Consider the following 14300-nt stretch of genomic DNA (forward strand, 5'->3'; position numbering starts at 1 on the left):
TCTCTCTTCGGGCACGGTTCGCCGTGCCCTTTTTATTTAAGTTGGCCGATATGCAGGATAATCAAACGCAATCCGACACCACCTTCACGCTCAATAATCTCTCCTTTCGCGTGCCCGGACGCACCCTGCTGCATCCGCTCTCTTTGACCTTCCCGGCAGGTAAAGTGACAGGCCTGATTGGTCACAACGGCTCTGGTAAATCAACGCTGCTCAAAATGCTTGGCCGCCATCAGCCGCCGTCAGAAGGCGATATCCTGCTGGACGGTCAGCCGCTGGAGAGCTGGAGCAGTAAAGCCTTTGCCCGCAAAGTGGCGTATCTGCCGCAGCAGTTGCCGCAGGCGGAGGGGATGACCGTGCGTGAACTGGTGGCGATTGGGCGTTATCCGTGGCACGGCGCGCTTGGCCGTTTCGGCGTGGCCGACAGAGAGAAAGTGGAAGAGGCGATTGCGCTGGTGGGGCTAAAACCGCTGGCCCACCGTCTGGTAGACAGCCTGTCAGGAGGGGAGCGTCAGCGCGCGTGGATAGCAATGCTGGTGGCCCAGGACAGCCGCTGCCTGCTGCTCGACGAACCGACCTCTGCGCTGGACATTGCCCATCAGGTCGACGTGCTTGCGCTGGTGCATCGTTTAAGCCAGCAGCGCGGTCTGACGGTTATCGCGGTCCTGCATGATATCAACATGGCCGCGCGTTACTGCGATTACCTCGTTGCCCTGCGCGGCGGTGAAATGATCGCCCAGGGGACGCCGTCTGAACTGATGCGCAGTGAAACGCTGGAACACATTTACGGTATTCCAATGGGGATTTTGCCTCACCCTGCCGGGGCTGCACCGGTGAGCTTTGTGTACTGATGCTGGATTCTATGTTGATGAGTCGCCGTCGTCTGCTGACGGCAATGGCGCTTTCACCGCTGCTGTTAAAAATGAATACCGCGCGTGCGGCTGCGGTCGATCCACACCGCATTGTGGCGCTGGAATGGTTGCCGGTAGAGCTGATGATGGCGCTGGGCGTTACGCCCTATGGTGTGGCGGATATTCCCAACTACAGGCTGTGGGTGAATGAGCCGAGGCTACCGGACTCGGTAATCGACATCGGCCTGCGCACCGAGCCAAACCTCGAACTGCTCACCCAGATGAAGCCGTCATTCCTGTTCTGGTCTGCAGGTTACGGCCCGTCAGAAGAGACAATGGCACGGATTGCGCCCGGCCGTGGTTTCTCCTTCAGCGACGGTAAAAATCCGCTGGCGATGGCGAAAAACTCCCTCCACGAGATGGCACTGTTCCTTAACCGTGAGGTTGAGGCCAAAAAACATCTCGACGATTTTGATGCCCTGATTAACGCCCTGAAGCCGCGTTTTGCTCACCGGGGCGATCGCCCGCTGCTGATGGTGACGCTGCTGGATGCCCGCCATATGCTGGTCTTTGGGAAAAACTGCCTGTTCCAGGACGTGCTCGACAGTTTTGGTATTCGTAATGCCTGGGAAGGGGAGATGACCTTCTGGGGCAGCACCGCCGTGGGGATTGACCGTCTTGCGGCATTTCGCGATGTGGATGTGTTGTGCTTTGACCACGGCAACGAGCGGGAGATGCAAACCCTGATGGCGACGCCGCTCTGGCAGGCAATGCCGTTTGTGCGTGAAAAACGGTTCCTGCGCGCACCTGCGGTATGGTTCTACGGCGCGACGCTTTCTGCCATGCACTTTGCCCGCGTGCTGGACAACGCGCTGGGAGGCCAGGCATGAGTACGCGTATTGCCCGTTTCCCGGCACTGTTGCTTTGCCTCATTTTCCTGTGCGCGCTGGCATTGACCTGGTTCAATCTGTCGACGGCCTTACCGCGCGACCAGTGGCGTGCGGCGCTGGTGACGCCAGATATCGATAATATTCAGCAAATGCTGTTCCACTACAGTCTGTTGCCGCGCCTTTCGATTTCGCTGCTGGTCGGTGCGGGATTAGGGCTGGTGGGCGTTTTATTCCAGCAGGTACTGCGTAACCCTCTGGCCGAGCCGACGACGCTTGGCGTGGCGACCGGGGCACAGCTTGGAATCACGATTACCACACTCTGGGCGTTGCCTGGGGCATTGACCTCGCAGTTTGCTGCCCTCGCCGGTGCGTGTGTAGTGGGCGCGCTGGTATTCGGCGTCGCCTGGGGCAAGCGTCTCTCCCCCGTCACGCTTATTCTTGCGGGGCTGGTGGTGAGCCTGTACTGCGGCGCGATTAATCAGCTGCTGGTGCTGTTCCATCACGATCAGCTGCAGAGCATGTTCCTCTGGAGCACCGGTACGCTCACCCAGACCGACTGGAGCGTCGTGCAGCGTCTGTGGCCGCAGCTCGTCGGTGGCGTCGTGTTGACGCTGCTGCTCTTGCGCCCGCTGACGTTGATGGGTCTTGACGATGGCGTGGCGCGTAATCTGGGGCTGGCGCTGTCGCTGGCCCGTCTGGGGGCGCTGACGCTGGCGATTGTGCTCAGTGCCCTGCTGGTTAATGCGGTAGGCATCATCGGGTTTATCGGACTGTTTGCGCCGCTGCTGGCAAAAATGCTCGGTGCGCGCCGCTTGCTGGCGCGCCTGATGTTAGCCCCGCTGATTGGCGCGTTGATCCTCTGGCTTTCCGATCAAATCATTCTCTGGCTGGCACGCGTCTGGATGGAAGTGTCTACCGGTTCGATGACGGCGCTTATCGGTGCACCGCTGCTGCTGTGGCTGCTGCCGCGTCTGCGCAGTATCAGCGCGCCAGCGATGGATGCTGGCGATAAGGTCTATGCTGAGCGCCAGTCAGTGCTGGGGTTCAGCCTTGCCGGGCTGGCAGTGCTGATTGTTATCTCATTTGCCGCGCTCGCTTTCGGACGCGATGCGGTGGGCTGGCACTGGGCGTCTGGGGATCTGCTTAACGAACTCATGCAGTGGCGCTGGCCGCGCATTCTCTCGGCGTTAATCGCCGGGGTCATGCTGGCGGTGGCGGGCTGTATTATCCAGCGTCTGACCGGTAACCCGATGGCCAGCCCGGAGGTTCTGGGTATCAGTTCTGGTGCCGCCTTTGGCGTGGTCCTGATGCTGTTCCTGGTGCCGGGAAATGCCTTCGGCTGGTTGATGCCTGCCGGGAGCGTTGGCGCGGCGGTGACGCTGCTGATCATCCTCATTGCCTCCGGGCGTGGCGGGTTTTCCCCTCACCGGATGCTGCTTGCCGGGATGGCGCTCAGCACGGCATTTACCATGCTGCTGATGATGCTGCAGGCGAGTGGCGATCCGCGCATGGCCAAGATCCTGACCTGGATCTCCGGTTCAACGTACAGCGCCACCGGCAGCCAGGTCGTGCATTCCGGGATTGCAATGATCGTATTGCTGGCGATGGTGCCGCTATGCCGTCGCTGGATGACCATTCTGCCGCTGGGCGGCGAGACCGCGCGTGCGGTGGGGATGGCCCTGGCGCCATCCCGTATCGGGTTACTGCTGCTGGCCGCATGCCTCACGGCAACGGCCACCATGACCATCGGCCCGCTGAGTTTTGTCGGCTTAATGGCGCCGCACATTGCCAGAATGATGGGCTTTCGTCGCACGATGCCGCACATTGTGATGTCGGCGCTGACGGGGGGCGTAATACTGGTAGTGGCTGACTGGCTGGGGCGGATGGTGCTGTTCCCGTACCAGATACCTGCCGGGTTGCTGTCGACGTTTATCGGTGCGCCGTACTTTATCTATTTGTTGAGAAAGCAAAGCAGGTAGAAGGGCGGTGGGGTATTGCCCTCTCCCGGTGGAGAGGGCAGCAGATCGTTTCTGTCTTACAACTTCGCAAAGACCCTGCGCGCAGCATCGATAGTCTTATTGATATCGTCTTCGCTGTGCGCGACGGACATAAAGCCTGCTTCAAACGCGGATGGTGCCAGGTAGACGCCTTCTTCCAGCATCAGATGGAAGAAGCGTTTGAAGCGTTCAACGTCACATTTCACCACATCCTGATAGCAGGTCACGGTTTTCGCATCGGTGAAGAAAATCCCGAACATCCCACCAACATGGTTTACCACCAGAGGAATACCGGTTTCTTGCGCGGCCTCCAGCAGGCCGTTGGCCAGTTGAGATGTCAGATCGGTCAGGGTTTCGTGAATACCCGGCTGCGCGACTTCGGTCAGACAGGCGAAACCTGCGGCCATCGCAATCGGGTTGCCGGAAAGGGTACCCGCCTGGTAGACCGGGCCAGTCGGCGCCAGCGCTTCCATCACCTCTTTACGTCCCCCGAATGCACCGACAGGCATGCCGCCGCCGATGATTTTGCCAAGGCACGTCAGGTCCGGCTCTACGCCGTAGTAAGACTGTGCCCCCGCCAGCGCGACGCGGAAGCCGGTCATCACTTCGTCGATGATCAGCAGAGCGCCAAACTCATCGCACAGGGCGCGCAGACCCGGCAGGAACTCCGGCTGCGGTGGAATGCAGTTCATGTTGCCAGCGACAGGTTCAACGATGATACAGGCAATCTCCTGCGGATACTGCTCGAAGGCTGCCCGAACGGTGTTCAGATCGTTATAGGTGCAGGTCAGGGTATGCTTCGCAAAGTCAGCCGGTACGCCCGGTGAGTTCGGCTGACCGAGGGTCAGCGCGCCGGAGCCGGCTTTTACCAGCAGGCAGTCCGCATGACCGTGGTAGCAGCCTTCAAATTTGATGATCTTGTCGCGGCCGGTAAAGCCACGTGCCAGGCGGATCGCGCTCATGGTGGCCTCGGTACCGGAGTTCACCATACGCACCATGTCCATAGTCGGGACCAGTTCGGTGACCAGTTCCGCCATTTTCACTTCCATCTCGGTTGGCGCGCCGAAGCTCAGGCCGCGCTGGGCGGCTTCAATCACCGCATTGCGGATAGCAGGATGGTTGTGACCCAGCACCATCGGACCCCAGGAGCCGACATAATCGATATAGGCTTTGCCATCGACATCATACAGATACGCGCCGTCAGCACGTTCGATAAACAGCGGCGTACCGCCTACGCCGGTAAAGGCGCGAACAGGCGAATTCACGCCACCTGGGATAAGCTCGCGGGCTGCACTGTAGAGGTTTTCAGACTTGCTCATGGCGTCGTTCCTGGTTCGTATAAAATGATTAAGCACACTATTCTAAGTGATCCTCGGAAGGTAATGAAATTTTTGCCCCCTTTCATGCCCAAACAATTGTTAAGTATTTTTCACGGGATGATATTACGCACTCTGGTAAAATCCCTGCGGTTATTTGTATGACGAAAAGAAACGGTAATGAAAGCAGACACTCATTCTTATACTGAACAGCAGTTCAGACGTGCGCAGCACCGTATCAGCATCCGGCGCTTGCTTAATCGTGATAAAACGCCGCTGGCTATCCTGCTGGCTGCTGCCGTGGTCGGCGCAGTTGCCGGGCTGGTGGGTATCGCCTTCGAAAAAGCGGTTAACGCGATAATGAACTGGCGAATTGGAACCGTGGCGGGTTTTGCCTATAGCGGTGGATGGGTATGGGTGTGGGCCTTTGGCTTTTCTGCGCTGTTTGCCATGGTGGGCTATTTCCTGGTCCGTAAATTTGCGCCGGAAGCGGGCGGTTCCGGGATCCCTGAAATAGAAGGCGCACTGGAAGAGCTGAGGCCGGTTCGCTGGTGGCGCGTCATCCCGGTAAAATTTATCGGTGGCATGGGAACGCTCGGGGCAGGCATGGTGCTCGGGCGCGAAGGGCCAACGGTGCAGCTGGGCGGAAACGTTGGGCGCATGGTCGGCGATCTGTTTCGCATGCGCAGCGCGGAGGCGCGACATACGCTGCTGGCAACGGGGGCGGCGGCCGGCCTTTCGGCGGCGTTCAACGCACCGCTCGCGGGGATCCTGTTCATTATTGAAGAGATGCGGGCACAGTTTCGCTACAACCTTATCTCGATAAAAGCGGTATTCACCGGCGTCATTATGTCGAGCATTGTCTTTCGCATTTTTAATGGCGAAGGGGCGGTGATTGAGGTGGGGAAACTGACCAATGCGCCGGTGAATACGCTGTGGCTGTACCTGATCCTCGGCATGATTTTTGGCGTGGTTGGCCCGCTGTTTAACACGCTTATCTTACGCGCCCAGGATATGTTCCAGCGCATTCACGGTGGGAATACCACCCGCTGGGTATTGATCGGCGGACTGCTGGGCGGCGCCTGCGGCGTGCTCGGCTTCATTGAGCCCAATGCCGCAGGCGGTGGCTTCGGGCTGATACCGATTGCCGCGGCGGGTAATTTCAGCATTGGTCTGTTGCTGTTCATGTTTATTTCGCGGGTGATTACCACCGTATTGTGCTTCTCCTCCGGTGCGCCTGGCGGTATTTTTGCACCGATGCTGGCGCTGGGTACGCTTCTGGGAACCGCGTTTGGCATGGTCTCTGCTGCCGGATTTCCGGCCTATCATCTGGACGCCGGGACCTTTGCTATTGCCGGAATGGGCGCGCTGCTGGCGGCGTCTCTGCGCGCGCCGTTGACCGGCATCGTGCTGGTTCTGGAGATGACGGATAATTACCAGCTCATTTTGCCAATGATCATTACCTGTCTCGGCGCGACACTATTAGCCCAATTCCTGGGTGGAAAACCGCTATACTCCACCATTCTTGCCCGTACCCTGGCAAAACAAGAGGCCGAGCGGGCCCCGACGCAGAATACTTGAATGAATTACCAGGGTATTAGATAATGACATAAAGAATTGGGTGAATTTTACCCAATAGCAGTAGCAGTATTCATGGGAGCATAAGATGAGTGATGACGTAGCGTTGCCGCTGGAATTTACCGAAGCAGCAGCCAACAAAGTGAAAACCCTGATTGCCGACGAGGACAATCCGGATCTGAAACTGCGTGTCTATATTACCGGTGGCGGCTGCAGCGGCTTCCAGTATGGTTTTACCTTTGACGATCAGGTCAACGACGGCGATATGACTATCGAGAAGCAGGGCGTTGCGCTGGTGGTTGACCCGATGAGCCTGCAGTACCTGGTGGGTGGTTCGGTGGATTACACTGAAGGCCTGGAAGGTTCGCGCTTCGTTGTGACTAACCCGAACGCGACAAGTACCTGTGGATGTGGCTCTTCGTTCAGCATCTGACAGGGATGCAGTCGTAAGCCCGGTAAGCGTAGCGCCACCGGGCTTATAAACAACGCTTATCGTGCATTATCATCCAGCGCAAACGTCGGCAGCTTCAGATGCCAGCGTATCGCCGCTAACCGTATCCCCAGCGTGACCACCATACCCAGCATGGCTGCATTTTCTAGCGGCATCGCAAAGGTGTAATACGCCGTCGCGTGAACAATCCCACCAATAATACACGCCGTGGCATAGATTTCGGTACGCAGGATCATGGGAACTTCACGCGCCAGAATGTCGCGAATAATCCCGCCGCCGACTCCGGTTAACACGCCCATGCAGATGGCCACCATCGGGCCCGTTCCCGCATTGAAGGCTTTATTGACCCCGATGCCCACAAAGACGGCCAGACCGACGGCATCCAGCACCGGGAGTATCCATTTCGGTAACCGGCGGGGCTGGCGAACCAACACGATGGTCAACAGACAAGTGACCATCGCCACCACCAGATCGGTTGGATCTTTTACCCAAAATACCGGGCCATTCGCCAGGGCCATATCACGGATTGTCCCGCCACCCACGGCGGTGACCACGCCCAGCACCAGTACGCCAAACGGATCCATGCGCAGTTTTCCGGCGAGTAAAACGCCGGAGATAGCAAAAACGGCTGTGCCAAGAATATCCAGCCAATAAACGAGCATCGTTAAATCCTCGAGCGGGGTATGTTGTTAGTGACTCTCTGCCAGCGCGGCACAGAGCTGTTTTGCGGCGAGGATAATACGCGGGCTGGCGCGTTCAAACCAGTCACTGGTGAGGGGGATCACCGGTATTTTTAGCTGACGTTGCCAGAATTGTTCAATTTTAGGAATCTCGCTCGCATTTCCGACCACCACGATGGCCTGTGGCTGGCGTGCGAGCACCTGTTCCCGGCTGACCTGAGGCCACGGCACCCGGCTGGCTGCAAAGATGTTTTCACCGCCGCAGATTTCCAGCACCTGATTCTGAATGGATCCTTTCCCGGTGGTGAACAGCGGCTGGCTGCCAAATTGCAGGAAGATGCGTTTTTTGACGGGGGTATCGTAGCGGGATTTCAGCGCGGCATAGTCGCTGAGCATCTGTTTCGCGGCATTCTCGGCTTTTGCTGGGATAGGGCTGTAGGGGGCCAGAGAACGCAGTGCCTGAGCGACCTGCTCAATGCTCACCGCATCAATCCACATCACCTTGATCCCAAGCGAGGAGAGCTGGTTGACCTGCCGCTCGGCGTTACCGCCGCGCCAGGCGAGCACGAGATCGGGTTTAAGCGCCACGATGCGCTCAATGTTCATCCCTTGCCAGGTCGCCACCTGTTCAATATGGGCCGCTTGCGGAGGGTAATCCGAAAAGCTGCTCACGCCGACAGGCGTGATCCCGGCGGCAAAGGCCAGTTCGGTGTTTGCCGGAGAGAGCGTAATCACACGCGGCGCGGCAAATAGCCATGCCGGTGCGAGAAAAAGCAGGGCGACCAGCGCCCTGATGTATGGGTTACCCACGAGCCAGTTTCTGCACCAGGCGCTCCACCATCACGGTGGACTGTTTTGCCGCAACGGTCAGGAACTCGTCGAAGCTGATATGAGACTGCTGGTCTGCCACGTCGGAGATGGCGCGGACCACCACGAACGGAACGTTGAAGTTATGGCAAACGTGAGCAATGGCGGTCGCTTCCATCTCAACGGCAACGGCCTGAGGGAAGTTATGACGAATTTTCGCCAGGCCGACGGAGCCATTGATGAACGCATCACCGCTGACGATCAGGCCGCGCACCGCGTTGAGGTTCAGCTCAGCGATGCAGCTTTCAGCCGCCGCAATCAGTTTGTCATCGGCTTTAAACCCGGCCGGGCAACCCGGAAGCTGACCGTATTCGTAGCCGAATGCGGTAACGTCTGCATCGTGGTAACGCGCTTCATCGGAAACAACGATATCACCCACTTTCAGCGTCGACGCCAGGCCGCCTGCAGAACCGGTGTTAATGATAACGTCCGGCTTGCAGCGTTCGAGCAGCAGGGTCGCGCCCAGCGCAGCAGCAACCTTACCGATGCCTGATTTCAGCAGAGCGACGTCAACGCCATTCAACTGGCCGGTGTAGATCTCACAGCCACCGAGGGAGAGAGTCTGACGGTTCTCAATTTTGTCACGCAGCAGCGTAACTTCTTCTTCCATTGCACCAATAATGCCGATTTTCATAGATTTACTCGCGATGTGCCTTGTTAAGATGCATAGTCTATCATGCGGTTAAGAGGAAACGCATTCTCACGCGGGGGAGCACATGTCACCAATCGATTTTCGCATCAAAATTAACTGGCACCGACGTTTCCGTTCGCCGCAGGGCGACAAGAGCGAGCATGAGATCCTGCGTATCTTCGAAAGCGATCGCGGGCGGATCATAAACTCGCCGGCAATCCGTCGGTTACAGCAAAAAACCCAGGTGTTTCCGCTTGAACGTAACGCTGCGGTGCGCACGCGCTTAACGCATTCTATGGAAGTTCAGCAGGTTGGCCGCTACATTGCCAAAGAGATTTTAAGCCGTCTTAAAGAGCAGCAGCTTCTCGAAACCTATGGGCTGAATGAGCTGACCGGGCCGTTTGAGAGTATTGTTGAGATGGCCTGCCTGATGCATGACATCGGTAACCCGCCCTTTGGTCATTTTGGCGAAGCCGCCATAAATGACTGGTTTAAACAGCGGCTTTATCCTGCTGATGCGGTAAGCCAGCCTCTGAGCGATGACCGCTGCCTGGTGCGGGATTTACGCCTGCGCGAAGGTGAAGACGCGCTGAACGACCTGCGGCGTAAAGTCCGTCACGACCTCTGTCACTTCGAAGGCAATGCGCAGGGGATCCGGCTGGTCCACTCCCTGATGCGTATGAACCTGACCTGGGCACAGGTGGGGTGCATCCTGAAATATACGCGACCGGCCTGGTGGATGGGCGAGACGCCCGCGTCGCACAGTTATTTGATGAAAAAGCCGGGCTATTATCTTTCTGAAGAAGCCTATATTGAGCGCCTGCGTAAAGAACTTTCTCTGACACCAAACGGCCGCTTCCCCTTAACCTGGATTATGGAAGCTGCCGACGACATTTCATATTGTGTTGCCGACCTGGAAGACGCCGTTGAGAAAAGAATATTCAGCGTCGAAGAACTTTATCAGCATCTTTATGAGGCCTGGGGAACGCATGAAAAAGGCTCGCTGTTTGCTCAGGTTGTCGAAAATGCCTGGGAGAAATCGCGTTCAAATACATTAAGCCGCAGCACGGAAGATCAGTTCTTTATGTATTTACGGGTCAATACATTAAATAAACTGGTGCCTTATGCCGCCTCGCGCTTTATAGACAACCTGCCGTTAATTTATAGCGGCGAATTCAACCATGCGTTGCTGGAAGATGACAGCAGCTTTAGCCAGCTTCTTGAGCTCTATAAAAACGTGGCCGTGCGTCATGTTTTCAGCCATCCGGATGTTGAACAGCTTGAGCTGCAGGGATACAGGGTTATCAGTGGGTTACTCGAAATCTATCGGCCTCTGCTGCAGTTATCCTTCGACGAGTTCAGCGAGCTGGTGGAAAAAGAGCGCGTGCGGCGAATACCGATTGAATCCCGGCTTTATCAGAAACTTTCAACCCGCCACCGTCTGGCTTATGTCGAAGCCATCGGCAAGCTGGATCGGCAGTCGCCCCAGTGGCCGGTGCTGGAATATTATTATCGCTGCCGTCTTATCCAGGACTATATCAGCGGGATGACAGATTTGTATGCCTGGGATGAATACCGCAAGCTCATGGCGGTGGAATAAGCACGGAGTTTTGTAAAGACGGCCAATAAATTTTTACCTTTTCCATAAACTTATGGCCGGAACTAAGCGGTATAAAATGAATCTGAGTTACACAGCAATTTTGCGTTATCTGTAAATCGAGATTAAGACACATGAAAAAAACCACATTAGCAATGAGTGCACTGGCTCTGAGTTTAGGTTTAGCGCTGTCTCCTCTGACTGCTACTGCAGCTGAGACCGCATCGTCGGCAGCGACCGCGCAGCAGATGCCAAGCCTGGCACCGATGCTCGAAAAAGTGATGCCATCGGTGGTGAGTATTAACGTTGAGGGCAGCACAACCGTCAATACGCCGCGTATGCCGCGTAACTTCCAGCAGTTTTTTGGTGATAACTCACCTTTCTGCCAGGACGGTTCGCCATTCCAGAGCTCCCCGTTCTGTCAGGGCGGTGGTGCAGGGGATGACACCCAGGGGGGTGGCCAGCAGCAGAAATTCATGGCGCTTGGCTCGGGTGTGATTATCGATGCGGCGAAAGGCTACGTCGTGACCAACAACCACGTTGTTGATAACGCCAACAGCATTAAGGTTCAGCTGAGCGACGGGCGTAAATTTGATGCCAAAGTGGTCGGGAAAGACCCGCGCTCCGATATCGCGCTGATCCAGATTCAGGATCCGAAAAACCTGACGGCGATTAAAATTGCCGACTCCGATGCGCTGCGTGTCGGTGATTATACCGTCGCTATCGGTAACCCGTTCGGTCTGGGTGAAACTGTAACCTCGGGGATTGTTTCCGCGCTGGGTCGTAGCGGCCTCAACGCCGAAAACTATGAAAACTTCATCCAGACGGATGCCGCCATCAACCGGGGTAACTCCGGCGGCGCGCTGGTGAACCTGAACGGTGAGCTGATTGGTATCAACACCGCGATCCTTGCACCAGACGGTGGCAATATCGGGATCGGCTTTGCTATCCCAAGTAACATGGTGAAAAACCTGACCGCGCAGATGGTGCAGTATGGCCAGGTGAAACGCGGTGAACTGGGGATTCTGGGTACCGAACTGAATTCCGAACTGGCTAAGGCGATGAAAGTTGACGCCCAGCGCGGCGCATTTGTCAGCCAGGTGATGCCGAACTCCTCCGCGGCGAAAGCGGGCATTAAAGCAGGTGATGTCATCACCTCCCTGAACGGGAAACCGATCAGCAGCTTTGCCGCGCTGCGTGCTGAAGTGGGCTCCATGCCGATTGGCAGCAAAGTCACCCTCGGCCTGCTGCGTGACGGTAAACCGGTTAACGTGAGCCTGGAACTGCAGCAAAGCAGCCAGAATCAGGTTGATTCCAGCACCATCTTCAGCGGCATTGAAGGCGCCGAGATGAGCAATAAAGGTCAGGACAAAGGCGTTGTGGTGAACAACGTTAAAGCGAACAGCCCGGCTGCGCGCATTGGCCTGAAAAAAGGCGATGTGATCATGGGTGCGAACCAGCAGCCAGTGAAAAACATTGCTGAACTGCGCAAAATTCTGGACAGCAAACCTTCCGTGCTGGCGTTGAATATTCAGCGTGGTGATACCTCAATTTACCTGCTGATGCAGTAATCCTCTCAGGCCCCTGTTTCAGATGAGCAGGGGCTTTTCACCTTTCTGTGACCTTTTCCACAACTCCATACTTCTCCCTTTCACTTTGTGCATTCGCACAATGCAGCGGTAGCTGAACTTCCCTATGCTTGAGCTCTGCTCACAGGAGGGTTACATGGCTGGCTGGCATCTCGATACCAAAATGGCGCAGGATATTGTGGCACGCACCATGCGCATCATTGATACCAATATCAACGTAATGGATGCCCGTGGGCGCATTATTGGCAGTGGCGATCGTGAGCGTATTGGGGAATTGCACGAAGGGGCGCTGCTGGTGCTCTCCCAGGGGCGGGTGGTGGACATCGACGATGCGGTGGCGAAACACCTGCACGGTGTCCGTCAGGGCATCAATTTACCGCTGCGTCTTGAGGGGGAAATTGTTGGCGTTATCGGCCTGACCGGCGAGCCGGAGTCGCTGCGAAAATATGGCGAACTGGTCTGTATGACGGCGGAGATGATGCTTGAGCAGTCGCGCCTGATGCATCTGCTCGCCCAGGACAGCCGTCTGCGTGAAGAGCTGGTGATGAACCTGATTCAGGCGGATGAGCATACCCCTGCACTCAATGAATGGGCGCAGCGCCTGGGAATCGATCTGAATCAGCCGCGCGTCGTGGCGGTAATTGAGGTGGACAGCGGCCAGCTTGGCGTCGACAGTGCGATGGCTGAGCTGCAGCAGCTGCAAAATGCGCTGGCGACGCCGGAACGCGATAACCTGGTGGCGATTGTCTCTCTGACGGAAATGGTGGTGCTCAAGCCCGCGCTGAACGCGTTCGGGCGCTGGGATGCAGAAGATCATCGTCGTCGCGTGGAGCAGTTGATTGCCCGCATGAAGGAGAATGGTCAGCTTCGTTTTCGCGTCGCGCTGGGCAATTACTTCACCGGTCCGGGCAGTATTGCCCGCTCCTGGCGTACTGCCCGCACCACCATGATGGTGGGTAAGCAGCGGATGCCGGAAAGCCGCAGTTATTTCTATCAGGATCTGATGCTCCCGGTGCTGCTCGACAGCCTGCGCGGTGGCTGGCAGGCCAATGAGCTGGCACGTCCGTTAGCGCGCCTCAAGGCAATGGACAACAACGGTCTGCTGCGTCGGACGCTGCAGGCGTGGTTCCGTCATAACGTACAGCCGCTGGCAACGTCGAAAGCGTTGTTTATACATCGCAATACGCTGGAATATCGACTGAACCGGATTTCGGAACTGACAGGGCTGGATCTGGGGAGCTTTGACGACAGGCTGCTGCTTTATGTGGCGTTACAGCTCGATGAGCAGAGATGAGTGAAATACGGCCTGATGCCCTTACGCCATCCCTTTCCGCGGGAGAGGGCGCAAACACTAAAACGGCAATCAAAGATTGCCGTTTTGCGTTTATTTCCGGGTAAGCTTTTCAAGATCCGCTTCGATTTCGCTAATCTTGTTGGTGACAACGCTTTCAAGGTGACGCAGATCGTCGAGGATCTTACGTTTGAGATCGACTTCAGTGCGGTCGCGCTGACAGATCTGATCGAGTTCATCGATCACATAGCGCAGATTAGGGCTGATTTCCTGAACTTCTTTGTATCCCTGTCCTACACCGTCAGCGACGACGGTCTTACGCTGGCGTGGATATTTAAACTTCACGCTCTTGGCGAAAAACTCTCCTTTGTCCTTGTGAAAATAGATTTTCAGAATGTCGTTATTAGCTTCCTGGCGAAGGCTGTAACGATCAATTTCATCAGGATTGGTAATGCCCAGACTTTTCAGATTATCGTACATAGCGGTACCCTTGATCTCAACATAACCTTTGAATAATTAACGAAAAAATCTATTTTCGCCACCCTCAGATATGAAAAAAGCGGAG

At 56.4% G+C, this 14300-nt stretch carries 13 protein-coding genes; 8 read left to right on the forward strand and 5 right to left on the reverse strand.

The features are described 5' to 3' along the window. Nucleotides 1-50: 50 nt before the first annotated feature. From fhuC to fhuB, 3 genes are read left to right on the forward strand one after another with little or no spacing between them, the layout of a single operon-like run. Nucleotides 51-848 (forward strand): Fe3+-hydroxamate ABC transporter ATP-binding protein FhuC, encoded by a 798-nt coding sequence (gene fhuC / locus AAIR21_RS12640; RefSeq protein ID WP_020882606.1) that lies wholly within the window; start codon nucleotides 51-53, stop codon nucleotides 846-848. Then, nucleotides 848-1738, forward strand: a complete 891-nt coding sequence (gene fhuD, locus AAIR21_RS12645; RefSeq protein ID WP_014168686.1) for a Fe(3+)-hydroxamate ABC transporter substrate-binding protein FhuD — start codon at nucleotides 848-850, stop codon at nucleotides 1736-1738. The genes fhuC and fhuD overlap by 1 nt, the downstream gene beginning before the upstream one ends. Then, the gene (gene fhuB, locus AAIR21_RS12650) at nucleotides 1735-3717 is read left to right on the forward strand and encodes a Fe(3+)-hydroxamate ABC transporter permease FhuB (protein ID WP_079231397.1); all 1983 of its coding nucleotides are present in this window, start codon (nucleotides 1735-1737) and stop codon (nucleotides 3715-3717) included. The genes fhuD and fhuB overlap by 4 nt, the downstream gene beginning before the upstream one ends. A gap of 56 nt (nucleotides 3718-3773) precedes the next feature. Here the strand turns inward: fhuB and hemL are convergent, their stop codons facing one another. Next, nucleotides 3774-5054 (reverse strand): glutamate-1-semialdehyde 2,1-aminomutase, encoded by a 1281-nt coding sequence (hemL, locus tag AAIR21_RS12655; RefSeq protein ID WP_040018655.1) that lies wholly within the window; start codon nucleotides 5052-5054, stop codon nucleotides 3774-3776. Between the two features lie 177 nt (nucleotides 5055-5231). Between hemL and clcA the strand changes: the two genes are divergently transcribed. Together clcA and erpA are read left to right on the forward strand one after the other, a co-directional pair. Continuing rightward, nucleotides 5232-6632 (forward strand): H(+)/Cl(-) exchange transporter ClcA, encoded by a 1401-nt coding sequence (gene clcA / locus AAIR21_RS12660; protein ID WP_183516755.1) that lies wholly within the window; start codon nucleotides 5232-5234, stop codon nucleotides 6630-6632. Nucleotides 6633-6717: 85 nt separating this feature from the next. After that, nucleotides 6718-7062, forward strand: coding sequence for an iron-sulfur cluster insertion protein ErpA (gene erpA / locus AAIR21_RS12665; RefSeq protein WP_013095643.1), 345 nt, complete (start codon nucleotides 6718-6720; stop codon nucleotides 7060-7062). 56 nt (nucleotides 7063-7118) lie between these two features. Here the strand turns inward: erpA and AAIR21_RS12670 are convergent, their stop codons facing one another. The 3 genes from AAIR21_RS12670 to mtnN are packed head-to-tail and all read right to left on the reverse strand — an operon-like array spanning nucleotide 7119 to nucleotide 9261. Next, on the reverse strand, nucleotides 7119-7742 hold the full coding sequence (locus tag AAIR21_RS12670) for a TRIC cation channel family protein (protein ID WP_014168690.1): 624 nt from the start codon (nucleotides 7740-7742) through the stop codon (nucleotides 7119-7121). A gap of 27 nt (nucleotides 7743-7769) precedes the next feature. Continuing rightward, the gene (btuF, locus tag AAIR21_RS12675) at nucleotides 7770-8570 is read right to left on the reverse strand and encodes a vitamin B12 ABC transporter substrate-binding protein BtuF (protein ID WP_183516754.1); all 801 of its coding nucleotides are present in this window, start codon (nucleotides 8568-8570) and stop codon (nucleotides 7770-7772) included. Next, a complete protein-coding gene (gene mtnN, locus AAIR21_RS12680; RefSeq protein ID WP_014168692.1) occupies nucleotides 8563-9261 on the reverse strand; it encodes a 5'-methylthioadenosine/S-adenosylhomocysteine nucleosidase in 699 nt (232 codons plus the stop codon). The genes btuF and mtnN overlap by 8 nt, the downstream gene beginning before the upstream one ends. An 82-nt stretch (nucleotides 9262-9343) precedes the next feature. Between mtnN and dgt the strand changes: the two genes are divergently transcribed. The 3 genes from dgt (at nucleotide 9344) to cdaR (ending at nucleotide 13738) form a co-directional block, all read left to right on the forward strand. Further along, nucleotides 9344-10858, forward strand: coding sequence for a dGTPase (gene dgt / locus AAIR21_RS12685; protein WP_183516753.1), 1515 nt, complete (start codon nucleotides 9344-9346; stop codon nucleotides 10856-10858). A 131-nt stretch (nucleotides 10859-10989) separates the two neighbouring features. Beyond that, nucleotides 10990-12426: a serine endoprotease DegP gene (gene degP / locus AAIR21_RS12690; protein ID WP_032679638.1), complete on the forward strand. Its 1437-nt coding sequence runs from the start codon at nucleotides 10990-10992 to the stop codon at nucleotides 12424-12426. 154 nt (nucleotides 12427-12580) lie between these two features. Continuing rightward, entirely contained in the window at nucleotides 12581-13738 is a 1158-nt protein-coding gene (gene cdaR, locus AAIR21_RS12695; protein WP_020882613.1) for a DNA-binding transcriptional regulator CdaR, read from the forward strand. Between the two features lie 90 nt (nucleotides 13739-13828). Here the strand turns inward: cdaR and AAIR21_RS12700 are convergent, their stop codons facing one another. Further along, nucleotides 13829-14215 (reverse strand): DUF3461 family protein, encoded by a 387-nt coding sequence (locus AAIR21_RS12700; RefSeq protein WP_014168696.1) that lies wholly within the window; start codon nucleotides 14213-14215, stop codon nucleotides 13829-13831. Nucleotides 14216-14300 lie beyond the last annotated feature (85 nt).

The organism is Enterobacter sp. PTB, assembly GCF_051130085.1.
Classification (GTDB): domain Bacteria; phylum Pseudomonadota; class Gammaproteobacteria; order Enterobacterales; family Enterobacteriaceae; genus Enterobacter; species Enterobacter ludwigii.